At 37.4% G+C, this 24,596-nt stretch carries 31 protein-coding genes and 1 tRNA gene; 12 read left to right on the top strand and 20 right to left on the bottom strand.

Features of this window, described 5'->3' with window-relative positions; all coding sequences use genetic code 11:
* Positions 1-97: 97 nt before the first annotated feature.
* From K0A91_RS08975 to K0A91_RS08965, 3 genes are all read right to left on the bottom strand, one after another.
* Positions 98-352 (bottom strand): hypothetical protein, encoded by a 255-nt coding sequence (locus K0A91_RS08975; RefSeq protein WP_295009845.1) that lies wholly within the window; start codon positions 350-352, stop codon positions 98-100.
* Positions 353-627: 275 nt separating this feature from the next.
* Positions 628-1,374 carry a phage replisome organizer N-terminal domain-containing protein gene (locus K0A91_RS08970; RefSeq protein ID WP_295009844.1) on the bottom strand — a complete coding sequence of 249 codons (747 nt, stop codon included), beginning with the start codon at positions 1,372-1,374 and terminating at the stop codon, positions 628-630.
* A gap of 95 nt (positions 1,375-1,469) precedes the next feature.
* Positions 1,470-1,658: a helix-turn-helix domain-containing protein gene (locus K0A91_RS08965; RefSeq protein WP_295009843.1), complete on the bottom strand. Its 189-nt coding sequence runs from the start codon at positions 1,656-1,658 to the stop codon at positions 1,470-1,472.
* 160 nt (positions 1,659-1,818) lie between these two features.
* Between K0A91_RS08965 and K0A91_RS08960 the strand changes: the two genes are divergently transcribed.
* Positions 1,819-2,574 carry a hypothetical protein gene (locus tag K0A91_RS08960; RefSeq protein ID WP_295009842.1) on the top strand — a complete coding sequence of 252 codons (756 nt, stop codon included), beginning with the start codon at positions 1,819-1,821 and terminating at the stop codon, positions 2,572-2,574.
* Between the two features lie 26 nt (positions 2,575-2,600).
* On the opposite strand, the gene K0A91_RS08955 is transcribed toward K0A91_RS08960, so the two are convergent.
* Positions 2,601-2,885 carry an addiction module antidote protein gene (locus K0A91_RS08955; RefSeq protein ID WP_295009841.1) on the bottom strand — a complete coding sequence of 95 codons (285 nt, stop codon included), beginning with the start codon at positions 2,883-2,885 and terminating at the stop codon, positions 2,601-2,603.
* Between the two features lie 106 nt (positions 2,886-2,991).
* Between K0A91_RS08955 and K0A91_RS08950 the strand changes: the two genes are divergently transcribed.
* From K0A91_RS08950 to K0A91_RS08940, 3 genes are all read left to right on the top strand, one after another.
* Positions 2,992-3,240 carry a type II toxin-antitoxin system HicA family toxin gene (locus tag K0A91_RS08950; protein ID WP_295009840.1) on the top strand — a complete coding sequence of 83 codons (249 nt, stop codon included), beginning with the start codon at positions 2,992-2,994 and terminating at the stop codon, positions 3,238-3,240.
* Positions 3,240-3,578 carry a type II toxin-antitoxin system HicB family antitoxin gene (locus K0A91_RS08945; protein ID WP_295009839.1) on the top strand — a complete coding sequence of 113 codons (339 nt, stop codon included), beginning with the start codon at positions 3,240-3,242 and terminating at the stop codon, positions 3,576-3,578. Before K0A91_RS08950 ends, K0A91_RS08945 begins: the two co-directional genes overlap by 1 nt.
* A gap of 67 nt (positions 3,579-3,645) precedes the next feature.
* Positions 3,646-3,720: transfer RNA gene (locus K0A91_RS08940), tRNA-Val, on the top strand.
* 3 nt (positions 3,721-3,723) lie between these two features.
* Here the strand turns inward: K0A91_RS08940 and K0A91_RS08935 are convergent.
* Both K0A91_RS08935 and K0A91_RS08930 read right to left on the bottom strand, forming a co-directional pair.
* Positions 3,724-4,872 carry an aminoacetone oxidase family FAD-binding enzyme gene (locus K0A91_RS08935; RefSeq protein ID WP_295009838.1) on the bottom strand — a complete coding sequence of 383 codons (1,149 nt, stop codon included), beginning with the start codon at positions 4,870-4,872 and terminating at the stop codon, positions 3,724-3,726.
* 67 nt (positions 4,873-4,939) lie between these two features.
* Positions 4,940-5,437, bottom strand: coding sequence for an outer membrane beta-barrel protein (locus K0A91_RS08930; RefSeq protein WP_295009837.1), 498 nt, complete (start codon positions 5,435-5,437; stop codon positions 4,940-4,942).
* A 381-nt stretch (positions 5,438-5,818) separates the two neighbouring features.
* Here K0A91_RS08930 and K0A91_RS08925 point away from each other — a divergent pair, with 381 nt between their 5' ends.
* From K0A91_RS08925 to tilS, 4 genes are all read left to right on the top strand, one after another.
* Positions 5,819-6,703 carry a tetratricopeptide repeat protein gene (locus tag K0A91_RS08925; RefSeq protein ID WP_295009836.1) on the top strand — a complete coding sequence of 295 codons (885 nt, stop codon included), beginning with the start codon at positions 5,819-5,821 and terminating at the stop codon, positions 6,701-6,703.
* Between the two features lie 13 nt (positions 6,704-6,716).
* Complete coding sequence (locus tag K0A91_RS08920; protein ID WP_295009835.1) at positions 6,717-7,226, top strand: hypothetical protein; 510 nt, start codon at positions 6,717-6,719, stop codon at positions 7,224-7,226.
* 303 nt (positions 7,227-7,529) lie between these two features.
* Positions 7,530-8,843 carry a 30S ribosomal protein S12 methylthiotransferase RimO gene (gene rimO / locus K0A91_RS08915; RefSeq protein ID WP_295009834.1) on the top strand — a complete coding sequence of 438 codons (1,314 nt, stop codon included), beginning with the start codon at positions 7,530-7,532 and terminating at the stop codon, positions 8,841-8,843.
* Positions 8,836-9,864, top strand: coding sequence for a tRNA lysidine(34) synthetase TilS (gene tilS / locus K0A91_RS08910; RefSeq protein ID WP_295009833.1), 1,029 nt, complete (start codon positions 8,836-8,838; stop codon positions 9,862-9,864). Before rimO ends, tilS begins: the two co-directional genes overlap by 8 nt.
* 84 nt (positions 9,865-9,948) lie before the next feature.
* On the opposite strand, the gene K0A91_RS08905 is transcribed toward tilS, so the two are convergent.
* The 8 genes from K0A91_RS08905 to K0A91_RS08870 are packed head-to-tail and all read right to left on the bottom strand — an operon-like array spanning position 9,949 to position 15,447.
* Entirely contained in the window at positions 9,949-10,488 is a 540-nt protein-coding gene (locus K0A91_RS08905) for a hypothetical protein (RefSeq protein ID WP_295009832.1), read from the bottom strand.
* Entirely contained in the window at positions 10,478-11,005 is a 528-nt protein-coding gene (locus tag K0A91_RS08900; RefSeq protein WP_295009831.1) for a hypothetical protein, read from the bottom strand. Before K0A91_RS08900 ends, K0A91_RS08905 begins: the two co-directional genes overlap by 11 nt.
* Positions 11,006-12,013 carry a hypothetical protein gene (locus K0A91_RS08895; protein ID WP_295009830.1) on the bottom strand — a complete coding sequence of 336 codons (1,008 nt, stop codon included), beginning with the start codon at positions 12,011-12,013 and terminating at the stop codon, positions 11,006-11,008.
* On the bottom strand, positions 12,013-12,849 hold the full coding sequence (locus K0A91_RS08890) for a tyrosine-type recombinase/integrase (protein WP_295009829.1): 837 nt from the start codon (positions 12,847-12,849) through the stop codon (positions 12,013-12,015). Before K0A91_RS08890 ends, K0A91_RS08895 begins: the two co-directional genes overlap by 1 nt.
* Positions 12,827-13,285, bottom strand: a complete 459-nt coding sequence (locus tag K0A91_RS08885; RefSeq protein WP_295009828.1) for a hypothetical protein — start codon at positions 13,283-13,285, stop codon at positions 12,827-12,829. Before K0A91_RS08885 ends, K0A91_RS08890 begins: the two co-directional genes overlap by 23 nt.
* Positions 13,275-13,898 carry a lysophospholipid acyltransferase family protein gene (locus K0A91_RS08880; RefSeq protein WP_295009827.1) on the bottom strand — a complete coding sequence of 208 codons (624 nt, stop codon included), beginning with the start codon at positions 13,896-13,898 and terminating at the stop codon, positions 13,275-13,277. The genes K0A91_RS08885 and K0A91_RS08880 overlap by 11 nt, the downstream gene beginning before the upstream one ends.
* Positions 13,891-15,195 (bottom strand): tRNA (N6-isopentenyl adenosine(37)-C2)-methylthiotransferase MiaB, encoded by a 1,305-nt coding sequence (miaB, locus tag K0A91_RS08875; protein ID WP_295009847.1) that lies wholly within the window; start codon positions 15,193-15,195, stop codon positions 13,891-13,893. The genes K0A91_RS08880 and miaB overlap by 8 nt, the downstream gene beginning before the upstream one ends.
* A 6-nt stretch (positions 15,196-15,201) precedes the next feature.
* Positions 15,202-15,447, bottom strand: coding sequence for an HP0268 family nuclease (locus tag K0A91_RS08870; protein WP_295009826.1), 246 nt, complete (start codon positions 15,445-15,447; stop codon positions 15,202-15,204).
* A 169-nt stretch (positions 15,448-15,616) separates the two neighbouring features.
* On the opposite strand from K0A91_RS08870, the gene nusA reads away from it, so the two are divergent.
* Positions 15,617-16,759, top strand: a complete 1,143-nt coding sequence (gene nusA / locus K0A91_RS08865) for a transcription termination factor NusA (protein ID WP_295009825.1) — start codon at positions 15,617-15,619, stop codon at positions 16,757-16,759.
* Between the two features lie 198 nt (positions 16,760-16,957).
* On the opposite strand, the gene K0A91_RS08860 is transcribed toward nusA, so the two are convergent.
* Together K0A91_RS08860 and K0A91_RS08855 are read right to left on the bottom strand one after the other, a co-directional pair.
* A complete protein-coding gene (locus tag K0A91_RS08860) occupies positions 16,958-17,917 on the bottom strand; it encodes an ABC transporter permease (protein WP_295009824.1) in 960 nt (319 codons plus the stop codon).
* 83 nt (positions 17,918-18,000) lie between these two features.
* Entirely contained in the window at positions 18,001-19,344 is a 1,344-nt protein-coding gene (locus tag K0A91_RS08855; RefSeq protein ID WP_295009823.1) for a hypothetical protein, read from the bottom strand.
* A 158-nt stretch (positions 19,345-19,502) separates the two neighbouring features.
* On the opposite strand from K0A91_RS08855, the gene K0A91_RS08850 reads away from it, so the two are divergent.
* A complete protein-coding gene (locus tag K0A91_RS08850; protein ID WP_295009822.1) occupies positions 19,503-19,973 on the top strand; it encodes a hypothetical protein in 471 nt (156 codons plus the stop codon).
* Positions 19,974-20,014: 41 nt separating this feature from the next.
* Here the strand turns inward: K0A91_RS08850 and fabI are convergent, their stop codons facing one another.
* From fabI to gap, 4 genes are read right to left on the bottom strand one after another with little or no spacing between them, the layout of a single operon-like run.
* Positions 20,015-20,836: an enoyl-ACP reductase FabI gene (gene fabI, locus K0A91_RS08845; protein ID WP_295009821.1), complete on the bottom strand. Its 822-nt coding sequence runs from the start codon at positions 20,834-20,836 to the stop codon at positions 20,015-20,017.
* Positions 20,837-20,864: 28 nt separating this feature from the next.
* Positions 20,865-21,572, bottom strand: coding sequence for a triose-phosphate isomerase (locus tag K0A91_RS08840; protein ID WP_295009846.1), 708 nt, complete (start codon positions 21,570-21,572; stop codon positions 20,865-20,867).
* Between the two features lie 8 nt (positions 21,573-21,580).
* Positions 21,581-22,774 (bottom strand): phosphoglycerate kinase, encoded by a 1,194-nt coding sequence (locus K0A91_RS08835; protein ID WP_295009820.1) that lies wholly within the window; start codon positions 22,772-22,774, stop codon positions 21,581-21,583.
* An 8-nt stretch (positions 22,775-22,782) separates the two neighbouring features.
* Positions 22,783-23,781 (bottom strand): type I glyceraldehyde-3-phosphate dehydrogenase, encoded by a 999-nt coding sequence (gap, locus tag K0A91_RS08830; protein ID WP_295009819.1) that lies wholly within the window; start codon positions 23,779-23,781, stop codon positions 22,783-22,785.
* A gap of 65 nt (positions 23,782-23,846) precedes the next feature.
* On the opposite strand from gap, the gene nadD reads away from it, so the two are divergent.
* Entirely contained in the window at positions 23,847-24,395 is a 549-nt protein-coding gene (gene nadD / locus K0A91_RS08825) for a nicotinate (nicotinamide) nucleotide adenylyltransferase (protein WP_295009818.1), read from the top strand.
* Positions 24,380-24,596 (top strand): RsfS/YbeB/iojap family protein (locus K0A91_RS08820; protein WP_295009817.1); only part of this gene is annotated, 217 nt, incomplete at its 3' end. The genes nadD and K0A91_RS08820, both read left to right, overlap by 16 nt.

The following is a 24,596-nucleotide window of genomic DNA, read 5'->3' as shown; positions in this document are numbered from 1 at the left end:
AATTATAAAATCGCGCTCACTTTCTAAAAGTGGCCGAATCATCTCCGTCATGAGTGGCCGGATGATGAGCGTTTTTAGTGGCCGGATGCAAACGCGATTAGTGGCCGGTTTGGTGCGTTTTTTGCACTATCGTGTAGTCTATATGTTCTGGTTCAAAAACGTCAGAAATAAAACCTTGCTTTTGTTTTGTGTCAATATAAGCTGCCAATTCCAAAGGGTCAGTAAAGGTTTGAATGTCTTGAGCAATCTCTTCGCTTGAAGAGATACAATAAGTTCCAAAATACTTAATAAGTTCTTGGATATCTTTTGGTCCGTCGTTTTGTTTTGCATTTATGATTTTTGTGGTTTTCATCTTATTTTCCTCATGTAATATAACTAGAAGAGATTGAAGTAATCGCTATCGCTTAAGTGGCATCCTCTTCTAAGCTGTTATTGTGACCATCTCCAATTTTTAGGCCAGGTTCAAGCTGATAATTTCTTGTTATGATTATGCCTTTGTAATAATTCAATAGGGTATAATGCCCTGATTTGTCAAGACAACTTTTCAGCTTGTAAGTTAAACAACACGAGGTTTAACCCTCCATAAAACCCTACCAATAGGGCTTTAATGAAGGTTTGAGGAGCTTTTTAGGCTCCTTGCTCTATCCTAGATATTAGATATTCTAAATTTTGAAACATAGTTTTGTAAAAATTATCAGACTCAGCAAATGTGAGGTTTTGACCGTTCACTGGAAAGTATGGGATCTCCTTGTCACTTATCGCAACTTCTTGATTTTCAAACATAAATCTAAGCTGTTTGCCGTCATCGCCTTTTCGGTTGTTAATCATCAAACTTTTCAAATCCAAAAAACTTTTAATCCCAAAGTCTCCTCTCCTCTCCTCTCCTCTCCTCTCCTCTTCTCTTTCTCTTCTCTTCTCTTCTCTGTGTGACAGTTTGTGACTAACGTGTGACAATGTCACATTATTATTGTTTTCACGCTCTCTTTGTGCTCTTTTTCGTTCTGCTGCCGCTGTTTCACTTCCTAACATTTCAGGCACTTGAGTTAGCAAAAAGTGGCTATTTTGGATTTCTTCAATCAGCTTGGTTTTTTCAAGATATATAATTACTGCTAGTATATGGTCTTCATTTTCATCAATTACAAGCTCTAGCTCTTTGGCGAGCGTGCTTTCAATTCCTTGATATTCATATATACCGTTTGTTTTAACTGTATGAAGCATCATTTTGAGCAAAATCACAATGTAAGTATCACCGCCTGCGAGCCTTCGTAGTTTTTTTATTTTTGGATCGGCAAAAAAATTATCAAATAATTTAAGCCAGTAATATTTTTTAGGGTTTGACATAGGTGTCCTTATTATTAATTTTAAATAAAACATTTGAAGCTATAATTGCAGCTCACAATGCTTTTTAAGTGTTGTTGTAACTCAAAGTCTTAGTTCTCAAAATTTGGTCGTGGAGAGAACTAAGGCGACTATGCTACTTCTACGACATTTCCATTTATGTAATTTTCAATCCATTCTTTTTTATATACGCAAATATTCCCGACCTTTGAGAATTTAATTTTGCGAGCGGTTCTTAAGTTGCGAAGAGTTGTTTTTGAAATTGGTAATAAGCCATCTATTCCTTTTGCTACTTCTTCTGTTGTATAATATTCTTTCATTTTTTATCCTTTTTGTATTTTATTAGTAATTTAATTACTTTTTTATTGATTTAAGTAATGATACAATACTTTTATTTGTTTGTCAAGCTTTTTGTATCAATTTATTACTATTTTATGATAAAATTATATTTTATTATTATATTATTACAAAGGTTTGAGCTTGGTTGATGAATATTGTAAATTACTAAGTGTGTCACGCAACACGTTTTATGTGCATAAAAGAGAGAAACGACCTATAATTTTCTTTTTAGAAAAATATTTTTCTAGTGGAGATCTGGAAGAGTTTTTACAGACCAATAAAATCAAAAAGTTGGAAAAAAATAAACTTAAAGACCAGCTCTTTGGTAATATCGATTATGATTATGTTGATTTTGTGTTGAATGACAAAACAAGTGCGTCTAAGTCTTATTTTTATCTTTTGGCATATGAAGAACATGCCGATTTTTTGAGGGCTTTTCGCAGCGATATTTTGGAGCTACATAAAAAAAATATACTAGGTGATTGGGATGTTTTACAATTTTTAGATAATTTCAAGCCATCAGAAACGCTTGAAATATATATTAATGTGAATTTGATCAACGAGTTTGAAATATTTTACGACAGCGATGTCGAAGAATATTATAAACTACTGCATAAAATCAAAATCAATGCAGCACAAAAAGATATTTATGATGATCTTTTCTTAATTGATCAAGGACCAAATAGCTGTGAAACTAAAATTCCTCTGCCGCCGATACATTATCTCGCAAGTGCAGATGTAAAAAAAGTTTATTATGACTTACTTGTTGTCATCGATGAACAATTACACAATAATACTTTCGATTTTGAAAATACACCAGTCGTTGAAGGCGATGCATATTTTGAGGAAAGTGTATATTTTGAGGAATTTATTAATTATTATAGGTTGAGTTTCTAACGAACAGATGAGTGAGCAGGTTATGCCTACACCGATACCTGCACTTTTACGCCTAGAGAGTTGAGCACTTTTGCAATAGTGTCAAATTTAGGCTTTGAACCCTGATGAAAGGTTTTATATAAGCTTTCTCTTCCAAGCCCTGTATCTTTTGCTATTTGACTCATCCCTTTTGCTTTTGCTATATGTCCTATAGCTTCTAAGAGTTCGTCCATATCTCCATCTGCTAAGATTTGAGATAGATACTCGGCTATTACTTTTTTATCATCAAGATACTCTGCTATATCAAAGTTTGTAAGTTCTAGTTTATTCATTGTCAAGCTCCTTATACATAGAAACATTGTATCCCAAAGGATACTTTTATGTCAATAATCTTTAGCCATATGTATTTTTGTAACTATTTTATGGTATCATTTTATCATGAGCAAAAAAGATAAATTACTTGAGAGATTTTTAAAAATACCACCATACAAAGATTTGACATTTGACGAACTTCAAACTTTGCTTTTGGGTTTTGGTTATGAAAAGATAGAGGGTAGCGGTTCTGCTGTTAAGTTTTACAACAAAGAGAAAGATAGTCTTATAAACTTACACAAACCACATCCAAGCAATATTTTAAAAATCTATCTCGTTAAGCAGATACAAGTTAAGCTAAAGGAGATACTATAATGGCTAATACAATTGAATATAAAGGCTATGTCGGTTCAATAGAGTATTCTAGTGAAGATAAACTCTTTTTTGGGAAAATAGAACTTATAGATGATTTGGTAACTTTTGAAGCAGATAGTGCAAGTGAACTTGAAACTAACTTTGCAAACGCAGTTGATGAATATCTGCAAACCTGCAAAGAGCTAGGCAGAAAGCCGCAAAAGACATACAAAGGTGTCTTTAATGTTAGAATTGACCCAAAGTTGCATCAAAAAATCCATCAAGAAGCACTAAAAGCCGGAATGTCTCTTAATGCTTTTGTTCAAAATATGCTAAAGTCAAAAGTCGCGGCAGTTTAAAAAATCTACTACATAGTGTGGTAAAAAGTGGGGTAAGGCTTTTTTAAAAGCTTTAAAACCTCATAAAATAGGTACTTAATAGCATAGCACGTTTACCTCGACAAGGTAAAAGTCACTGGTTCGAGTCCAGTTGTGAGCACCACGTCTAATTTTCGTTTATCCCTTTTGCACAGACATACCCGCTGCTAAACGCCCATTGAAAATTGTATCCGCCAAGCTCACCCGTTACATCAACGACTTCACCAATAAAAAAGAGTCCTTTTACATCCAGTGCTTCCATACTGTATGGATTTAGCTCCTCACTCAAGACTCCGCCGCGGCACACTTCAGCTTTTGAAAAACCGAAATTTCCAGCAGGCGCGAACTCGTAATCGTGAATACGAACTAACTTCTCTTTTATCTCATTTGTGACCTTTTTGCACTCAACATCTTCTATATCAAGGGCTTCTAAAAGTGCTTTTGAGAGTCTTTTTGGAAGCGGTATAACTGAACTTAGCTGTTTTTTACTCCCCTTGATAAGCTCTAAAATATTATTATCGGGAAGAAAATCAATCGAAATATTTCCCTTTTGCCAGTAGAGCGACGCTGAGAGAACTACGGGGCCGCTTATGCCTTTGTGAGCAAAAAGAAGCTCCTCTTTTAGGATTTTGCCATCAACTTTTATATTAGCATAACAGCTAAGCCCGCTTAGCTCTTTCATCCAAAACTGCTCTTTTTGAACGGTAAGCCCGACAAGTGCGGGAGAAAACTCTTTTACTTTTATGCCAAAACTCTTTGCGATTTCAAGACCGATATCACTTGCACCTAGATTTTTATAGCTTTTGCCACCAGTTGCCACGACTACTTTTTTGGCTCTAAAGTGCTCTTTGAGAGTTTTTACTTCAAAAATATCGCCCTCTTTTTTTACCCATAAGATCTCACTGTTTAAAAAAAGATCTACGTTCTTTGTATGTTTTTTAAAGATACTTATTATCTCATCTGATGAGTCTTTACAGAAGTAGTAGCGCTTTTTTCTCACTACGGGTTCAAGATCGTTTTTATGCAGATATTTAAGCAGGTCATCTCTTGAGAAAGTCTCAAAAACATTAAATATAAACTCTTTGTCGCCGTCGTAATTATCTCTGCTTAGCTGAGTGTTCGTAATATTACATTTTGAGCCGCCTGAGATTTTTATCTTTTGGGCTATTTTACTGTTGCCATCTACAATTGCAACGCTTAGTTTTTTGTCCAAATTTGAGGCGCACATAAGTCCGCTGGCACCTGCGCCGAGTATTAAAACATCATATATCTTCATGTCGAAATTATACTTTATGGCACCTTTAGCTTTGCAATCCTTGAGCGCGCAACTATCTAAAGTTTTTTTAAAACTTATATCTCAAAGAAGCAACGGCTTTGTCGTAGTCGTAGTCTAGCAGAGTGTTTTTCATACTATAAGTTTTGTATCTCACATCAAAAATAAAACTCTCACTCAGCGCATAGTCCATCCCTGCACCATACCCAAAACCATAAGCACCATCATTCTCTATGTACTGCCCTGCCCCCGCCACTAAAGCATACACAGAAAAGTCTCTAAATGGAACAAAACCCGCTTTTAAGTCTAGCTCTATGGTAGCTACCATGTCATTTTCATTTGTGGCATCATCCGAGAGTTTGCCAAAGCTGTACTCGCTATGAAGCCCCCAAAGCATACAGCTGCTATAGATTTTATCCACCCCAAATCCAAATACTCCCTCGGTCATACTCTCATTTTCTATAGAAGCAGTTGAAACACCGATATATACTGTTTTTCTAACCTCATCGGCAGCTAAAGAGGAAACGGTAATGGCAGCAGCTAGAAGTAAACTTTGTAATTTTTTCATTTTTTCTCTTTTATATATTTATTTTTTACACGCACAATGGCTTTATTGACAAAGTGTATCTTAATGCTTCTAAAATTGTTGCTGAGCTTGTTTGTGTAAATTCTCGAATAATTATTGTAACATAAGCAAAGTCATAGAACTTTAAGACTCTTATTGTTACAATCCCTCAAGTTGCAAGAAGGAAAAAATATGGCCAATATCTGCACACAAACATCACGCCATCGAGAGAGAGAGAGAGAGAGAGAGTAAAACTCTTCACTTTCAAATCACTTCTCTAAAATACACTAACAATCACCAAACACTGCTACTTAGCACATCTCCGCCACCTTAGTTTTATTTCAAATACCACACAAACAACAAAAATAAAATTAAGGAAAACAGATGAAAAAAACACTTACATTAGTACTCGCGCTCGGCTCATTGGCACTTCAAGCATCCACACTTGATGAATGTGTCGCCGCATATGGAGCCGGAGCCTTAGACAAAGCCCAGATACTTTGTACACAAGCTACCAAAGAAAATCCAAAATCTTTTGATGCAAATTATTGGTTATGCGAAACATATATTCGTAGCAGAGAGTATAAAAAAGCACTCCCATATGCACAAAAGCTAGAACCATTAGCCTCTAGCCTTGATGACTACTTTTTTGCTTATAATAAATTAGGCTCGATTTATAGCTATCTTGGAGATACAAATCAAGAGTTAAAATACACACAAAAAAGCTTAGAAGTAACTAAAAAGCTTGGCAATAAAGAACAGATTGGCAGCGTTTTGCATAATTTAGCCGTGTATTATCGTAACATACATAACCTTGATGAAGCAAAAAAATACTTGCTTGAAGCACTTGAATATAAAACTAACAAATCAAGTATTTCTAACACCTATAACGTGCTTGCCATTATATATGACTCCCAAGGTGACACCAAAAAAGCAATGGAATCCTCACAAAAAGCAGTTGATTTTGCAAAAGAAGCCAGTAATTTTGCAGAATATGCTCATAACTCAGTAACATTGGCAGTGCGCTATATAAACCAAGCAAACTACGAAAAAGCAAAAACGATTTTTCTTGATGCTCTCAAAATCGCTCAAGATAATGGGCTAAAAAGCAAAGAAAGTTATGCTTTGTACTGGTTGGGTGTTTTATCACAACGACAAGGTGATAAAAAAAGTGCAAAACAGTACTTCACTCAAGCACTTGAGATTGCTAAAGCTAGTGGTGATGCCTCACAAGTTGAAGATATTCAATATAGCTTGAATAGTCTATAAAGGATGGGGAGAGATGAATCAAGAAATAGACAAAATCGAAAATGATGAAGAATATAAAAAAGCTTTTATCAAAAAATATATAGAAAAAGATGAAGAATATAAAAAGACTCTTATCAAAAAATATGTCGATGTAGAGTTTGACAATCCTCTTATGCTTACACTACCAACAATCATACTGTCTGCGGGAGCTTTAGCCATATCTTTGCTTTCATTATCAACCAAAAATCCATCTACTGATATAAACATTTTTGTTAAGTGTGTTATATTGGCTGTTGCCATTGGGTTGATAGTATCTGTTTTAGGATTTTTTATCTTTGAATATAAGAAAAAGGAAAATATTATAAAAAAATTATATATCATTTTGACACAAAATGTCGAACAAAAATCTTCTTACGATAATAATCTAGATAAGGTTTTGGATTCGGCAATCCAAGCTACAAATGATAATCTTGATTTTCAGTTTAAATATAATTCATCTATAGAGTATAGCAGTACACTCAAGCAAAATGAACAAAATTCTTAGTTAAAATAAGCAATGAGATTGTTATTTCAAGGCTTATTCTCATATCAACTCCTCGGAGTTGTTGGGGGACTTCCACAATCTCATAGAGCAAAAAATAAAAAGAAATCGATATCTCCGAGTTTTTTAAAAACCATAAAAGAAACATTTGAGCTTTTGGCTATAATACGAAAAATATATTTTATAACTCATACTCGTTCATTAAGGCTTCACCTTGGGTACCCCAAAATCAAAGATTTTGACCCTAAGGTTGCAGAAACACTTACTTCGTATGGTTATAAAAAAGTCTACAAAAAATGGAAATAAATGGGCAATAAACTTCATATCGTATCTCTTGGATGCACAAAAAATCTAGTTGACACCGAAGTCATGATGGGTAAACTTAAAAATTTTGAACTGACCGATGATCAGGGAGATGCAGACGTCATCATAGTAAACACTTGCGGATTCATTGACGCTGCAAAACAGGAGTCGATAAACACGGTCTTAAATCTTCATGAAGCTAGAAAAGAGGACTCTGTTTTGGTGATGGCAGGATGTCTTAGTGAGAGATACAAAGAGGAGTTGGCTAAAGATATGCCTGAGGTTGACATCTTTACCGGAGTCGGCGACTATGACAAGATCGATGAGCTGCTTCAAGAAAAAAAGAGCAGATTCTCCGAGGCAGTATATCTCATAGACGGTGCCGAGCGCGTTGTTACAGGCTCAACCTATCATGCTTACATAAAACTATCGGAAGGGTGTAACCAGACATGCAGTTTTTGCGCCATTCCATCTTTTAAAGGAAAGTTAAACTCTAGAAATCTAGACTCGATTGCCAGAGAGGTTGAAAGTCTTGTTGCAAAAGGGTATTGCGATTTTTCGTTTGTTTCTCAAGACAGCAGCTCATATTTGCGAGACCAGAACGTCAAAGACGGACTTAGTCTGCTAATCCAGAGAATTGAGCTTATAAAAGGTGTAAAAAGCGCAAGGATTCTTTATCTTTACCCCTCTACAACAACGATTTCACTTCTAAAAAACATAGCAAAAAGCAAAATTTTTCACAACTACTTTGATATGCCTATACAACATATCAACAACGACATGTTGCGTATTATGAAGAGAGGTTTCGGTAAAAAAGAGACTTTAGAGCTTTTAGAGTACATGAAGTCACTTCCCAACTCGTTTTTACGCACAAGCTTCATCGTAGGACACCCACGAGAGACTCAAGAGATGTTTGATGAGATGTGTGAGTTTGCCGCAAACTTCGGCTTTGACCGCATCAATGTTTTTGCATACTCCGATGAAGAGACGACTAGCGCACATGAGATGAGCGAGAAAATTCCTGCAAAAACTATCAATAAAAGAGCGGAGATTTTAGGCAAAATTGCCTCTGAAGTTATGGAAAAATCGCTCAAAGGCGAGATAGGCAAAGAGGTTCAAATCGTAATTGACAGTGAGAGCGATGAGCATGAGTATCTTCTTAGCGCAAAAGAGCTTATCTGGGCGCCTGAGATTGACGGCGAGATTTATGTAAATGACAGAATAGGCGATGAGGAGCTTGAATTTGGCAAAATTTACAAAGCCAAAATTACAGACATGGTTGGAAATATTCTAACCGCAACAGTTGACAATGCTTGAAGAAAAAACTCTTCTTAAACTAAAAGATAAAAAAAACCTCTTAGCTTTCTCAGGCGGAGCGGACTCTACGGCTCTCTTTTTTCTTCTTTTAAAACACAAAGTTCCATTTGACATTGCAATTGTTGACTACGGCATTAGAGAGCAGAGCAAAAGAGAGGTTGCCTATGCACAAGAGCTGGCAAAAAAGCACAACCTTACATGTTACATCTTTAAAGCACCAAAAATTGAGAGAAATTTTGAAGCAAAAGCGAGAGAGATACGTTACGTATTTTTTGAAGAGCTTATTAAAAAGCATGGCTATGAAAATCTTTTAACCGCACACCATCTGGGAGACAGATTTGAGTGGATGCTTATGCAGTTTTGCAAAGGTGCGGGATGTGCAGAAATTGCGGGAATGCAGGGTGTTCAAAAGAGAGATTTTTACACTCTTGTCCGTCCTCTTTTGCATCTAGACAAAAAGGAGCTGCTCTCATATCTTCACGCAAACGAAAAAGAGTATTTTGAGGATGAGAGCAACTTTGATGAGGATATAAGAAGAAACTCATTTAGACACAACTACTCATCGCCGCTTTTAGAAAAATATCTAAGCGGTATCAAAAAAAGTTTTGAATACCTAGATGAGGACAGAGCCGAATTAATCGAAGATATAGAGATAGAGACTGTAAACAAATTTGCATATTTCAAAAGTTCACAAAACAAAAGAGCCGACATCTTTACAATCGACAAATACCTAAAATCACAACTCTACATGTTAAGTGCAAGTGAGCGCAAAGCAATGAAAAACAGCTCCGTTTTAGTCGTGGGAAGAAAGTTTGTAATCAATCAAAATCAAAACTTTATATTTATCACCCCGTATAAAAAAGAGGCTCCAAAGATGGATGAGAAGTTTAAGAATGAGTGCAGAGTGCTAAAGATAGAGCCGAAGCTCCGCCCATACCTCTTTGAAGACAAAGAGGCTTTTGCAAAAGCAAAAGAGCTGCTGACTATTATTACGCGCTATAATGAGCAAAGCCCATTATAGCGGCAGAGACAAAATTGTCCCTACAACCCCCTAAAGCTACACAAAGCGAACTTTGTGAGATTTGCAAAGTATCAAACACACAAGTTACTTACTGCTATTTGTCTCTTTGGGGTTGTTATAAACCCTCATTGTAAAAGAGGAGCTTATCATCTCGCCCTCTCTCTTGAAGTTTATAGGAAAGTTGAGCGCTATAATCCAGTCGCTCTTATTTACGGCTTCTAAAAAGTTATAAAAACTCTTAGGCGAACTAATCTCTGAGGTTGCATTTACCTCATAAACGCTGAAGCCGTCCTCATTTTCAAGTTCAATGCTTTTAGAGACACTTAAAGCACTGAAAAAACTCCTATGCTGCTTTATAAATCTCTCCGAATTAAATTCAGTATCAAATGCTTTAATTGCATGCAGATTGTCGCCTTGAAGCTTTTGAAGTATGACCTCTTTTTCAATCGAGAAGTCTGTCAGCTGCTTTAACTCAAGATTCTCTTTTTTGAGCTCCATTTTTTTAATTCTATAGCTTTTCCCCTCAGGAATCAAAACAGAAAACGAGAAGACTACAACAAATATGAGCAAAAAGAGCGATACCCCAAGGAGATAAGTATTTTGTCTGGTAAAATTAATTTTCATTGACAATCTCCTCCCCTTCATCGATATAGTTCGTAGAGACAAATCTTAGCCATCCGTTTTTCTCAGGATAAAAACTGCTGTATGTTCTATGGAAAATAGAGCGAAGCGGCGCTTGAAGCATAAAATTGTACACATCTTTGTTCGGCGTAATGCCGTAGAGTATAAGCCCGTCTTCCATTATTTTAGCCTCAGAGAGCGTTATTCTGCTTGGAACCAAATCAAAAAGATTGGTAATACTATCTTTTAATACGCTGTTTTTAGTAAAAACTTTCTCTGCTAAAAGAGCCTGCTTCTCTATCGTTGCAATCTCGCCACTCATTTTTAAAATGCCACCGCGAAGTTCATTTTTTTGCATATTTATATCAGCAACTTCCTGCGCAAATCTATAGTCGCGAAAAAGCAAAAAAGCGTAGGTGCTAAAGAGCATAAAAAGAGTCACACTAAAAAAGGTCAGCAGAAGCTGTGTATCTTTTGTAAAGACCGTTTTATATCTAGGTTTTATATAACTGTATTTCATTTATATCTCCGCCTTTGCCATGTCGCAAAGAGCCCCGCCAAGATCTATCTTTCTTATAAAGACGCTTAAAAACATCTCCTCTTCAAGATAATTTTTAAGGTCGCCGCTCACACCTACGCCATCAGCAATATAGATATTTTCAATAAACTGGCTGTTGTATTTCGGGTCTTTGTAAAAAGTATTTAGAGCGCTCTGTATTAATGAAAATCTCTGATAATCCTCATTAAATCCATCAGCAGAAACATACTGTTCCTCTTTGGTGCTTATCTCATGAATCTCCTGCTCTTCTGAAAACTCATCGATTGAGTCAGTATCGTCAAGATCTTCGATATTTGTAAAATCATCAAACCCTACTGAGTCATCTTCTATGTCTATCTCTTCTAAATCTATTCCCTCAATGCCAAGCGAAATCTCTTCGTCATCATCCAGAGATGACTCCATCAGAAGCTCATCACTATCCTTATGATGATCCATGTTAAGGTACTGGGCATATAGAAGTTTTGAGTTATCAAAAACGCTAAAAGATATATAGTTATCCTCTATGAGCAAGAACATCGCCAAAGTATTCTCTATCTTATCTTTAAAAAAGTTAGCCATTATCGCAAAAGGTGAGAAGATAAAATCTATGCCTATGCTTCTGTACTCATGCTTTATAGCCTCTAAATCATACTCTGACGTGTAGAATGCCCAATTCTTCGAATAACATCTATATTCTGATGAACTAATATCGCAATATTTGCTTATCTCTTTGGCGTCACATGCAGGAACCGCGCCCTGAAGAGGCGATTTGTCCAGAACGGAGATGTAACAAAATGGGGACTCTTTGTAGTATGCGTTTATAAACTCGTACATCTTTGAGTTCATCGTTGTGGTATCAAAATATTTGTGCATGCTCTGCAAGACACCCTTACTTGAACAAACTTCAACATACACTACCGTCTGCGTGTTTTGGACAATAATATTTATAAAAACTTTTGTATATAGAGACTCTAAAAGTTTGCTAATCATTACTCTTTAACTCCGCAAAGAGGGTGAGCCATATTATAATTTTGTTGTTTCAATGCACTGCCCAATTTCGTGTATATTTGTGTCGTAGCCATAGACGAGTGCCCAAGCAACTCACTCACATCGGCAATCGGCGCACTGCCGTTTAGCAGTTGCGATGCAAAAGAGTGGCGAAGCTGATGAGGAGAGACTTTTAACCCAACTCTTCTAAAGACTTTTAAAACGATATATCTTAGACTGTTTTCGCTTAATTTTTCGCCATTTTTCTCAAAAACAAACTTTTTTCTTGACGATTTACTCAAATATTCGTCCAGAAGTTTTTTTGAGTTTAATAAAAGAGGAACATCTCTTTGTTTATTACCTTTTCCTATAACTCTCACCCACTCTTCTGAGATGTTTTTAAGCTCCAAAGAGGCTAATTCAGAGACCCTCAGACCAAGAGTATAAAGAAGAGTTACCACGACCTTCTCCTCTTCTTCTGCATGTGAGAGAGCCTCTATTATATGCTTATGAGATATCGGTTTTGGCAAGGTTTTTGCAACTTTTATCACATCATCTGCCGTTAGCAAAACTGCCATATTATTGTCATTTAAATAGTGGGCAAAAGAGCGGATTGCGCTGAGTTTTTTACTTATTGTTTTTGGATTTAGCGAAGAGATTTTTATGCGGTATGGCATAAGATTTAAGAGTATATGTCTCCTCTCTTGCAGAATTTCTACATGTAAAAACGCCTCTCTTAAAGATTCGTCATAACTTTTAATGGTCAAATCAGAGTATCCTCTAATATCTTCAAGATATTTGAGAAACTCTTTTTGCTTAGTTTGTATTAACTTTTTCAAGCAGTTTCTCAAATTTGCCATAATACTCAGCAGCCTGTTTTACTAGATCTTCATCTGTTATAACACTTGGAGCAAGTTTTATATATGCACTCAGCATAATGTTGCACATCATGCTGATTTTTGCTCTGTCACCGTCTGATATCTTCTCTTTGAGAGCAATCTCATCAATGATTTGCATGTATTTTTGCGCATCTTCTATGTATGCCACATATTTAAGCGATGTCTGTGACTGCGCCATAATAGTAGCGGCCATACGGTTGTATATATCAAGACTAAATGCCTCTTTTGAAAGAGAGTAAGCCTCTTTATATTCACCTACTTCATAATAATATTTTGCTCTGAGTGATTTTTCATATGATGGATTTATTAAAAAGTACGCACCCATTATAAAAAGCAAAAAAACCGCCAAAGCCGGTATAAAAATCTTACTTTTCATGCTTTTGCAACTCCTCTTTAATCAATTTTTTTGCCTCTTGCAACTCTAGTGAACCTAAGTCAAGCGGAGCCGTCGTATAGTAGTGCAGAGTTCCAAATGGTTTTGGAATGATAAATTTATCCCAGCTGCCAAGCTGCCAATATTTTGTCGGTACTATTCTAACCAAAACGACTTTAGAACCTGTTTTTTGAGCCATAACCACAACGCCATCAGCTACTTCATGGCGCGGACCCTTTGGTCCATCAGGAGTTATTCCTATGTCATAACCATCCCTTAGCGCTCTTATGGCCTGCATTAAAACTCTGCTTGCGTTTCTATTGGTAGAACCCTCTATTGTCCCTAGTCCAAAGTATTTTACCGTTTTAGAGATTAACATGCCGTCAAAATGGCTTGAAATTAAAACTTTTGCATGAGGTGGTTTTCTGTAGTAGAAATAGAGGTATGGAAGCATTAGAAGTTCGCCATGCCAGCAGGCAAAAATTGCCGCCTCATCTTCTACAATTTTAGGAGCATGGAAAACTTTTTTGCTTGTCAAATAGATAAATCTAATCAGGATTGATGCAATAAATGGGACAATCATTAGCGCAATAGCACGAAATAGTTTTTTACCCAACTATTTCCCCGGTTAATATCGTTCTGCCGATTGCCGTTATTTCAACATCTCTAAATTGACCCAAAAGCTCATCAGAACCCTTAACCTTCACAACAAGGTTGTTATCACTTCTTCCGCTGACGTAGTAGTCCTGAATTAAATCTTCAAAATAGACACTGTATATTTTGCCCAAATGTGTTTTGTTTTTCTCATCCAAAATATCAGTTGCCAAATTTTGAAGCGTTGTGAGTCTGCGCGAAGCCACATCATCGTCAACCGTGTTTGTAAAATGTTCAGCTTCCGTCTCGGGACGCGCAGAGTACTTGAATGAGAAAATCTGGTCAAACTTAACACGTCTCATAACATCCAGAGTATCTTCAAAATCTTCATCGCTCTCTCCTGGAAAAGCTACGATTATATCCGTCGATATGCTAACCTCGGGAGAGACGCTTCTTAACTTCTCAACACGGTCTAAAAACCACTCTTTGCTATAGCCGCGCTTCATATCACGAAGCACTTTACTCGAGCCGCTTTGAAGGGGCATGTGCATTGATTTGCATATTTTAGGATTTCTTGCAAACTCTTCGATAAACTCATCGTCCATGTGAAAAGGGTGCGGTGATGTAAAGCGGATTCTGCTCAGTCCCTCAATGCGACTAAGACGGCGAAGAAGTTCGGTAAAGTTTATCTTTTCATGCTCTCCCGAGAAACGGCGTCCGTAATTATTTACATTCTGCCCAAGAAGAAAAACCTCTTTTGCTCCGCGCTCAACTGCTCTGCTTGCTTCACGTAAAATCAAATCTACAGGAATAGATATCTCATCGCCTCTTGTTTTTGGAACGATGCAGTATGTGCATGATTTATCACACCCGATGGAGATGTTGATGTAAGCTTTATACGGAGAGGTTCTAAAATCATTGAAAGCAAAGGAGCTCTCATCATAGTTTATGTCAACCTCTACAGCTCTCTCTCTATTTAAAACTTCTGTTATTTTAGAAACATTTCTCGCACCAAGAACAAAACTTACATAGGGAGCTCTTTTTATAATCTCATCGCCTAGATGTGAGGCCGTACAGCCACAAACACCTATCTTTGCTCCCTCTTTCTTCTTTTTATTAAAAACTCCGAGTTCTGAGAAGAGTTTTGCAACCGGCTTTTCTCTGACCGAACACGTATTTATTATAATAAGGTCGGCACTTTTTAAATCATCAGTAGTCTCATAACCCTCTTTTTCGCGCAGCTGTGCAATCATATGCTCGCTGTCGCGAGAGTTCATCGCACAGCCAAGGGTTTCAATAAATAGCTTTTTGCTCACAATTCGGCTTTAGTTTATAATGTGAACTTGATACATGTACTCGTTATCTGAAAGTCCGTACTTAACTTCGTTCATATAAAAACTTTTGCCTTTTGCTTCAAAATAATCCTGAAGTTCTAACAAATCTTTATGCGAATTTTCTCTGTCGAAGTAGAAAATAACGCTGTCATCTTTCTCCAAAGAAGCTTCAATTTTTGCCAATTCCGCTTTTTTTGGCTTCGCCGTAATATCTGTTCTTGCAAACTTTAAATCCATAATCTATCCTTATATCAAGTGCTATATTTTTTGTATTGTAGTAAAACTCTACTAAAAGTCCTATTAAAGATGATTTTATGCTATTTTGGTATAATATCACACTCCATAAGAAATCCCTTATATTTTTTAACACTGTTTTTTATGAGACCACCCTATTAAGGATATAGTAATGGAAAAAATTTTAGATATTGTAGAAGCAATTGCGCATGAAAAAGGCCTTAATCCTGCAAAAGTTACAGAAGCTATCAAAACAGCATTTATTCAGACCGCAAAAAGAGTAATTAACCAAAAATTTGCTTTTGAAGCAGTTATAAACAGCCAGACAAAAGCAGTTGATGTTATTCAAATAATTACAGTTGTAGAGGACAGTGACGAGAGACTTCAAGATGAAAACTTAGCTCCGGCATATATCTCTATCACAGAGGCTAGAGAGTATGATGACCAAGTAGAGATTGACGATCAGCTTCAAATTCCGCATAATTTGGAAGAGTATGGCAGAACAGGTGCATCTCAGCTTCACCGCGAGATAGAGTTCCATATTCAAAGATTGGTTGAAGATGAGATATTTAACAAATATAAGTCTAAAATCGGAACGCTGGTTACCGGCAGAGTTACAAGAGTCGATCCTCAAAATGCCACGTACATAGAAATGGATGAGATTAGGGCGGTTCTGCCGATGAAAAACCGCATAAAGGGCGAAGTGTTTAAGGTTGGAGACCACCTAAAAGCTGTAGTTCGCCGTGTTGACATGAATAAAGAAAACGGTATCCAGATTGAGTTATCACGCACTTCTCCAAAATTTCTAGAAGAGCTTTTAGCGCTTGAAGTGCCTGAAATTGCTGACGGTACGGTTATCGTAGAAAGAAGCGCTCGTATCCCTGGGGAGAGAGCCAAAGTAGCACTTTTAAGCATGCACCCGCAGGTTGATGCTGTCGGTGCAACGGTCGGAGTAAAAGGTGTTCGTATCAATGCCGTAAGCCAAGAGCTTATCGGAGAGAACATAGACTGTATCGAATATACGACTATTCCTGAACTTTTTATCTCAAGAATTATGAGTCCTGCGATTATCTCTGCGGTAGAAATTATCAAAGATGAAAACGGTGAAGCGCAAAAAGCAATTATCACTCTTCCGTCTGACCAAAAATCAAAGGCTATCGGCAAAAGCGGTATAAATATCCGTCTTGCTTCAATGCTTAGCGGTCTAAATATAGAGCTTGTAGAGAGTGGGAGCAAAAATAGCCAAAATGGCGAAGCAATAGAACCAAAAGAGCAGAAAGATAGCGTTGACGCATTAGCGGCTCTCTTTTCATAATTTACTTACTGATGTTACGCATTAAAACGGGCACTCTACGCTCTTTTTTTACAAAAGTGCGTAAGGCCAACTACCTATAAGCACTTAAGTTGATTCACAAAATAAAAAGAGTGATGTAATTGCTAGGATTGGGCAAGGAAGCATACTTATAGTATGTGACGAATGAGATAACGAAGCAAGTACGCTGCTATTTTTATTTTATTCTCTTGCCATGTACGGATTTAGTTTTAAAAGGACTAAATCCGCCAACATATTTCCAATCAGCGTTAAAAACGCCGTAATCATCAAAGTTCCCATAATTATCGGATAGTCACGGCTCAGTGCGCTCATATAAAAAAGCTGCCCCATCCCCTCGATTCCAAAAATAGACTCCAATATCACGCTTCCGCCTATAAGCCCCGGTAAAGATAGCCCTAAAAGAGTGATAATAGGTGGTAGAAGATTTGGAAGTATGTAGTAGCGAAGAAGCTCTTTTTTATCCAAACCTCGCGAAAGTGCGAAGTAGTAGTAGTCACTCTTTAGTATCTCCAATGTAAGAGAGCGGATATATATTATCATGCTTCCAAGCCCCACAAATATCATAACACCTACCGGCAAAACAAGGTGCCATGCCATATCAAGATAGTACGCAAATCCCTCTTTTGGCTCCACAGAATGGAGACCTGAAATGGGAAATAAGTTCAATGTCAAAGAGAAAAAGATGATAAAAAGAAGTGCAAGATAAAAAGAGGGCATTGAGAACGAAACAAGAGAGACTTGACGTATGATGTAATCACTCTTTTTTTCATAGTTAAACGCCGCTTTTATCCCTAAATAGAGAGAGATTACAAATACCGCTACAAGTGCGGTAATATTCATAATAAGCGTTACGGGAAGCCGCTTTAGTATCTCGGCACTGACATCCTGACCGCTTACAAAAGAGATACCGAAATTTAGGCTAAAGATGTTTATAACCCAGTCGACATACTGTTGCAAAAGCGGTTTATCAAGCCCATATACTGCTTTTAGCGCCGCAATCGCCTCCTCGGTCATATTTGGATTTAACTCGCCCGCTCCAAAAAAGCTGTTGGGTGCAGCATGAATTGCCAAAAAAGAGATAATGGAGATTAAAATCAACATAAAGAGTATGTAAAGTATTTTTTTTAGGAGTTGTATCATGAAAGAATTATAACAAAATTTAAAAAAAAGAGGGGAAAAACTGCTCTCCCAAAAGGGAGAGAAAAACAGCTAATAAGAGTTTATTAGAAGTTTACAGTTAAGTATGCTTGAACAGTATTAACAGCACTACTACCGTCAGTGTCAACATTGATATAAGCTAAAGTAGCATCTAAAGGACCGAAAGATTTAGAAGCAGTTAAAGCAATCTCAGTTAAATCTGAATTAGCCGCTGCATGATCAACCATAGTTACATATAAACCTAAATCAACGATTCCTTGAACCGGAGATGTGATTGTTAGATTGATAGCTGAAGCGTCAGCAGCAGTTACTTGACCGCGAGACCACCATGCTTCAGTGTATAGTTTTGATTGAGCAGTACCTGTTGCAGTTGCTGTATTGAAACCAGCTGCAAAGTCTTTATCTACTGAAGAGTATGCAACTTTAGCTGTAAGCATATCTTTCATCTCATAACCAACCATTACTGCGTATACACTAGTGCCGACAAAATCTGCAAGGTCCATAGCATTGTACTGAGCACCAACCATAATACCTTCAATATTTACATCCGCTTGCAACCAATACGCTTGAGCAACTTTAGTAACATCATAGTACCAAGCTTGAAGCGTTAACGACTCAACTGAGTTGTTGATAACACCAAATGCGTATGCACCGTCTGTACCGTAAGTACCAAACTCGCCATTACCATTGACAACTGGGCCAACAGCTAAACCAAGTGTTTGTGCATCACCTTGAAGGTTAGTACCAGTTGCAACACCTACACCTAATCCTAAGAAGTTACTGTTTGTAGCACCTGTACCAAAAGTTTCCGTGCCATTTCCAGTACCAACAAAAGCAGCAACAACCGTAGTGTCAGGAATATCCTGGTTGATTAAAACAGCCGCTTCAAAAGTATTTTTCTCGATTGACCACTTTTCAGTAAATGCCAATGGAGTATCAAGTTCCATACGACCAAGTTTTACAGTTGATTTACCGGCAGCTACTGCTACCCATGCCTCATTTAACCAGTTAGCGTTTTCAACTTTAGCACCGCCAGCAAGTTTAGCATAACTTCCACCAGTTCCAAGTGTAGCATCATGTGCACCGCCCCATACATTAGAGACAAAGTTGTTCTCTAAACCTAAAGTAGAAAGAACTGTATAACCGGCACCTGCACTTACAGTTACTAAATCATTTTTTGCTAAATCAGCAGAGATGTTTAGGTTTAAGCCAACGTCTGCAGCTGAAGAATCTTTATCGAAAAGAGTTCCACTGCCGCTATTTCCTACCAATATGTTACTTACTTGACCTGGAGCATCCGTGGTGCTATAAAACACATTTAAATCACCAGACATCTTAATGTTATCAATTGCAAATGCAGTTGAACCTATTAGCATTGCTGCTACTAAACTTAATCTTGTTAATCTCATTCTAATTCTCCTAAATTTAAAAAGTCGCTTACATATTGTCAACTTGCTGTCAATATATTGTCATCATAATGTCATATTTATCTTTAAATTAAGTTTAACTTATTATAAAATATTAGTTTATTTATAATATGTTGAAATTATTTATGTATACTTTCGGTATGAAAAATTTAATGATAGCTGTATCAGTAATAATAGTTTTAACATCTTGCAGTAAAGTTGACGGTGTAAACCCGTCTCAAAACGAGGCGTTAAACAGTGTCACAGGGAAAAAAGAGAAAAAAAGTGGCTTTATGCAACAAAAACTAGACAAGTGGCTAAGCGAAGAGTGGTCACCCGTAGTTGAGGGTACTAAACCGCCTACAGGAGATACTGCGGTAAAGATTATTGAAAACGAAAACGGTAGTGCAAAACTTGTCGAAGCTAAAACAGGCACTGTTCTAAAAGAGATCTCCAAAGAAGAAGTAGAGAAACAAAAAGAGGTTAAAGAGAAGTATAGCAAGAAAGATAGAAACTTTACTTTACAGGAGTATGTAGACAAGATGTCTGTTTATAGTGCTACTCATGTAACAGACGAAGAGAATTCACATGTAAAGAGGATAGACTCTATGCCGGTTATCGGCAAAAAATAAAAACTCTTCTTTTCACCCCGAACTTTTCGGGGTGAAAATAACTACTTTTTCAAATCCCAAGAGAGAACAGTTTTACCATCCTCAGTTGTCTCAGCCGCAGCCATACCCATAATGTTGTATCCTGCATCTACATAGTGAACTTCCCCTGTAACACCTGAAGCTAAATCGCTTAGTAGATACATAGCAGAGTTACCAACCTGCTCAATCGTTACATTTTTCTTTAGCGGAGCATTAACCTCGTTCCAGTTAAGAATCTGTTTAAAGTCACCTATGCCAGCGGCCGCAAGTGTTCTAATAGGTCCGGCAGAGATTGCGTTTACACGCTGACCTTTGCTTCCAAGCTCAACTGCCATATATCTCACAGTTGACTCGAGTGCAGCTTTTGCAACACCCATAACGTTATAGTTTACTATATATTTTGGTCCGCCCAAATATGAGAGCGTAATAATAGAAGCATCATCTGCCAAAACAGACTCTAGGCGGTTTGTCAAATCTATCAAAGAGTATACAGATACATCCATAGCTATCTGAAATGCTTGCCTTGTAGTTTTCATAAACGGCTCGCTTAGCGCCTCTTTTGGAGCAAACGCAACAGAGTGTACCAAGAAATCAATCTTGCCAAAATCTTTTGCAACAAGTGATGCGATATTTGCCATGTGCTCTTCGTTTGATACATCAAGCTCATAAACCTTGTCGCTTCCAAACTCAGAGGCAATCGGCTCAACTCTTTTTTTAAGCGCATCGTTAAGATACGTAAATGCCATTTCAGCGCCCTGTTCTGCACATGCCTTTGCTATTCCATAAGCGATTGATTTATTATTCGCCAAACCAACTATTAAACCTTTTTTGCCCTTCATTATCATATAACTCTCTCCATCGTAAATTTAATTTTTATTTTTCTAATGCTTGTGCATACTCGCACATCGTACAAAAGTGCTCGGCATAAAGCGCCGCACTTCCAACCAAAATCCCATCAACACCATCAAGTGTCAAAACCTCAGCGGCATTTGTAACTTTTACACTGCCTCCATAAAGAAGCGGCGCGGTTGATCTCTTTTTTAACTCTTTATGTATCGCAACAATATCTTCGGATGTCGGAGTAAGTCCTGTTCCTATTGCCCAAACAGGCTCATATGCAATAATGAGATTTTCATATGAGGTGTCTATTCCCTCATACTGCTTTGAAATATAATCCATCATTTTCTCAAATCCGGCTTCTCTTATCTCCAAAGGTTCGCCTACACAATATACGATTTTAAAACCAAGATTTTTATAGAAGATGAATTTTTGAACTAACTCATCTTGTGTTTCGCCTATTATGTGTCTTCTCTCGCTATGACCGATGAGAATAGTTTTTATAGCAAACTCTTCTAGCTGCTCATACCCTATCTCTCCCGTAAATGCGCCGTTTATTGCCGGATATGCGTTCTGCGCTCCGACAATAACTTTTCCTACATGTAGATTTAGATTTGATATTGCAGGAAAAACCAAAACCTCTTGAGAGATACTGTTTTTATTTAAAAAGCTCTCTACTTCTTTTATATATTTTATAGTTTTCTCTCTCGTAAGATTTGTTTTAAGGTTTGCCGCAACAATCATCATAAATCCTATTTAGCCATCAAAGAGGCGACACCAGGTAAAATCTTGCCCTCTAAAAGCTCCAGTGAAGCTCCTCCTCCTGTTGAGATAAATGTCATCTCATCATCAACGCCGATGCGTTGAACCAAATCGGCAGTGTCTCCGCCGCCTACAATAGTTGTCGCATAGCTGTCTGCCACAAAATGGGCTATCTTGTTTGAGCCGCGTGCAAATTTATCCATCTCATAGACACCCATAGGTCCATTCCAAAGAACTGTCTGAACATCATTTAGAACTTCTCTATAAAGTCTTACCGTAGCAGGCCCGATATCAAGACCCATCCATCCCGCAGGAATCTCTTGAGCCGAAGCCAGTCTGCTTATAGCATCCTCGGAAAACTTATCTGCCACAACAAGGTCAACAGGAAGATAGAACTTCACACCAAGTCTCTTAGCCTCGCTCATAACACGCCCGGCTTCATCCAACAAATCATCCTCAACAAGTGAAGCGCCTATGTCATAACCGAGCTTTTTCAAAAACGTAAACGCCATTCCTCCGCCGATTAAAACCTTATCTACGCAAGGAAGAAGATTTATAAGAGCTTCAAGCTTTCCCGAAACCTTTGAGCCGCCAATTATTGCCGCAAACGGACGAACGGGATTTTGTATAATTTTGCCTAAAAACTCTATCTCTTTTTGAAGCAAAAATCCGGCAGCTTTGTGTTTGTTGTCAAAAAAATGTGTAATTCCCTCAACCGAAGAGTGAGCACGGTGACTTACGCCAAATGCATCATTTATATAAAAATCAGCCATCGAAGCCAACTTTTTAGAGAGCTCTACATCATTTTTTGTCTCACCCTCTTCATAACGGAGATTCTCCAAAATCAAAACCTCTCCTGATTTAAGTGCGGCAGCCTTTGCAAGCGCATCCTCCCCTACGACATCATTAGACAAAACAACCTCTCTCTTTAAGAGGTGCTGAAGCCTTCTTGCAACAGGAACCAAAGAGTATTTGGCAACAACCTGCCCCTCAGGACGACCAAGATGAGAAGCCAAAATAACTGCGCAATCCTGATCTAAGCAGTAGTTAATCGTAGAGAGCGCTGAGCGGATACGGCGATCATCTGAGATGTTTCCAAACTCATCCATCGGCACATTAAAATCACATCTAATAAAAACTTTCTTACCTGCTAAATCTAAATTTTTAATATTTAAAAGTTCCAAATTCTATCCTATTTGCTGATATGCAGAGCCATGTCCAGAAGTCTTGTCGAGTATGCCCACTCATTGTCATACCATGCCATGACTTTGAGCATATTGCCGTCAATTACCTGAGTCAAATCCTCTGCAACGATAGAGCTGTAATCACATCCGACAAAATCCTGAGAAACTCTCATCTCTTTATCCATAAGAATAATTCCCTTAAGATAGCCATCGGCAGCTTCATTAAGCACTGCCGTTACTTCCTCTTTTGTAGTGTTTTTCTTTACGATTACATTTAAATCTACCATAGAAACATCAGGGATAGGAACACGAACGCTCTGCCCATGAAGCTTGCCTTGAAGCTGAGGAAGAACTAGTCCGATAGCTTTTGCGGCACCGGTAGTCGTCGGAATCATGTTGATAGCGCCTGCACGTGCACGGCGTTTGTCTTTTGAGTGCTTTACATCTAAGATATTTTGGTCATTCGTGTATGAGTGGATTGTTGTCATAAGACCTTTTTCAATTTCAAAAGCATCATCAAGCACTTTTGCTATAGGACCAAGACAGTTTGTAGTACATGAAGCGTTAGAGACTATATTTTGCCCTGCGTATAGATGTTCGTTTACGCCGATAACAAATGTAGGAGTGTCATCTTTTGCGGGAGCCGAGAAAAGAACTTTTTTGATTCCGTTATTTATATGAATCTGAGCATCTTTTTGACTTAAAAATACGCCTGTACACTCCAAAACCATATCTGCACCGCACTCGGCAAATTTGAGGTTTTTTGGATCCCTATCACTAAAAACCCTAATATTTTTGCCGTCAATTGTGATGTTCTCATCATCAATCTGCACTACTTTACTCTTAAATGTTCCATGTACAGAGTCATTTTTGAGAAGATAGAGCATCATATCTATACTCGCCATATCATTTATAGCTACAATCTCTACATCATCTCTTGTTGCAGCAATTCGAGCTACACAGCGACCGATTCTACCAAATCCGTTAATTGCTATCTTTAGTGCCATTATATTTCCTAATAAAATAAAAATTGGGCAATTTTACCTAAAGTTAGTTATAATTCGCTTTAAATATGGATACAATCGCACTTTTTGGCGGTTCATTTGACCCGCCGCATATCGGTCACGAGGCAATAGTTAAGGCTTTGGTAAATTTCAAAGAAATTGAGAAAGTTATAGTAATGCCTACGTATCTAAATCCGTTCAAGTCAAATTTTTATGCTCCTGCATCCCTTAGAGTAGAGTGGTTAAAAGAGATATTTAGAGAGTATAAAAATGTCGAGATTTCAGAGTATGAAGTTTTACAAAAAAGACAAGTAACAACAATCGAGAGCGTAAAACATCTGTTAAAGAGTTATAAAAAAATATATCTTGTAATCGGTGCGGACAACCTCTCTTGCCTTGAGAAATGGGATAGATATGATGAGCTTAAAGAGTTAGTAACTTTTATAGTAGTTCCAAGAGACAATATTGAGATTCCAGAGCATTTTTTAAGACTCGATGTTGATGAGAAAATATCATCAACAAAACTTAGAGAGTGTGTTGAGATCTCAAAACTGCCAAAAAAATGCGCAAAAGAGATATATAATTTTTACAAGGAAAACTATTGCAAAACAGAATAGAAAAAATAACCGAAGTTTTAGACAAAAACAAAGCAGAAAATATAGAGGTTTTTGACCTTAGAGAGAAAAACTACTTTGTAGATTATGCGATTATCGCATCATCACTCGGTTCAAGACATACGATGGCTCTTTTGGACCATCTAAAAAATGACCTAAAACCTGCGGAAAAGTTTAACAATATCGATGAGAGCAGTGACTGGA

This window comes from Sulfurimonas sp., assembly GCF_019429335.1.
GTDB lineage: Bacteria > Campylobacterota > Campylobacteria > Campylobacterales > Sulfurimonadaceae > Sulfurimonas.
The sequence above is the reverse complement of the archived record's forward strand: the minus strand, read 5'-3'. Positions and strand labels throughout refer to the sequence as shown.

Excerpts from the sequence above, each read along its gene's own strand:
- K0A91_RS08975 (WP_295009845.1), bottom strand. The coding sequence starts at position 352 with ATGAAAACCACAAAAATCATAAATGCAAAACAAAACGACGGACCAAAA.
- K0A91_RS08970 (WP_295009844.1), bottom strand. The coding sequence starts at position 1,374 with ATGTTTTATTTAAAATTAATAATAAGGACACCTATGTCAAACCCTAAA.
- K0A91_RS08965 (WP_295009843.1), bottom strand. The coding sequence starts at position 1,658 with ATGAAAGAATATTATACAACAGAAGAAGTAGCAAAAGGAATAGATGGC.
- K0A91_RS08955 (WP_295009841.1), bottom strand. The coding sequence starts at position 2,885 with ATGAATAAACTAGAACTTACAAACTTTGATATAGCAGAGTATCTTGAT.
- K0A91_RS08950 (WP_295009840.1), top strand. The coding sequence starts at position 2,992 with ATGAGCAAAAAAGATAAATTACTTGAGAGATTTTTAAAAATACCACCA.
- K0A91_RS08945 (WP_295009839.1), top strand. The coding sequence starts at position 3,240 with ATGGCTAATACAATTGAATATAAAGGCTATGTCGGTTCAATAGAGTAT.
- K0A91_RS08935 (WP_295009838.1), bottom strand. The coding sequence starts at position 4,872 with ATGAAGATATATGATGTTTTAATACTCGGCGCAGGTGCCAGCGGACTT.
- K0A91_RS08930 (WP_295009837.1), bottom strand. The coding sequence starts at position 5,437 with ATGAAAAAATTACAAAGTTTACTTCTAGCTGCTGCCATTACCGTTTCC.
- K0A91_RS08925 (WP_295009836.1), top strand. The coding sequence starts at position 5,819 with ATGAAAAAAACACTTACATTAGTACTCGCGCTCGGCTCATTGGCACTT.
- K0A91_RS08920 (WP_295009835.1), top strand. The coding sequence starts at position 6,717 with ATGAATCAAGAAATAGACAAAATCGAAAATGATGAAGAATATAAAAAA.
- rimO (WP_295009834.1), top strand. The coding sequence starts at position 7,530 with ATGGGCAATAAACTTCATATCGTATCTCTTGGATGCACAAAAAATCTA.
- tilS (WP_295009833.1), top strand. The coding sequence starts at position 8,836 with ATGCTTGAAGAAAAAACTCTTCTTAAACTAAAAGATAAAAAAAACCTC.
- K0A91_RS08905 (WP_295009832.1), bottom strand. The coding sequence starts at position 10,488 with ATGAAAATTAATTTTACCAGACAAAATACTTATCTCCTTGGGGTATCG.
- K0A91_RS08900 (WP_295009831.1), bottom strand. The coding sequence starts at position 11,005 with ATGAAATACAGTTATATAAAACCTAGATATAAAACGGTCTTTACAAAA.
- K0A91_RS08895 (WP_295009830.1), bottom strand. The coding sequence starts at position 12,013 with ATGATTAGCAAACTTTTAGAGTCTCTATATACAAAAGTTTTTATAAAT.
- K0A91_RS08885 (WP_295009828.1), bottom strand. The coding sequence starts at position 13,285 with ATGAAAAGTAAGATTTTTATACCGGCTTTGGCGGTTTTTTTGCTTTTT.
- K0A91_RS08870 (WP_295009826.1), bottom strand. The coding sequence starts at position 15,447 with ATGGATTTAAAGTTTGCAAGAACAGATATTACGGCGAAGCCAAAAAAA.
- nusA (WP_295009825.1), top strand. The coding sequence starts at position 15,617 with ATGGAAAAAATTTTAGATATTGTAGAAGCAATTGCGCATGAAAAAGGC.
- K0A91_RS08860 (WP_295009824.1), bottom strand. The coding sequence starts at position 17,917 with ATGATACAACTCCTAAAAAAAATACTTTACATACTCTTTATGTTGATT.
- K0A91_RS08855 (WP_295009823.1), bottom strand. The coding sequence starts at position 19,344 with ATGAGATTAACAAGATTAAGTTTAGTAGCAGCAATGCTAATAGGTTCA.
- K0A91_RS08850 (WP_295009822.1), top strand. The coding sequence starts at position 19,503 with ATGAAAAATTTAATGATAGCTGTATCAGTAATAATAGTTTTAACATCT.
- fabI (WP_295009821.1), bottom strand. The coding sequence starts at position 20,836 with ATGATAATGAAGGGCAAAAAAGGTTTAATAGTTGGTTTGGCGAATAAT.
- K0A91_RS08840 (WP_295009846.1), bottom strand. The coding sequence starts at position 21,572 with ATGATTGTTGCGGCAAACCTTAAAACAAATCTTACGAGAGAGAAAACT.
- gap (WP_295009819.1), bottom strand. The coding sequence starts at position 23,781 with ATGGCACTAAAGATAGCAATTAACGGATTTGGTAGAATCGGTCGCTGT.
- nadD (WP_295009818.1), top strand. The coding sequence starts at position 23,847 with ATGGATACAATCGCACTTTTTGGCGGTTCATTTGACCCGCCGCATATC.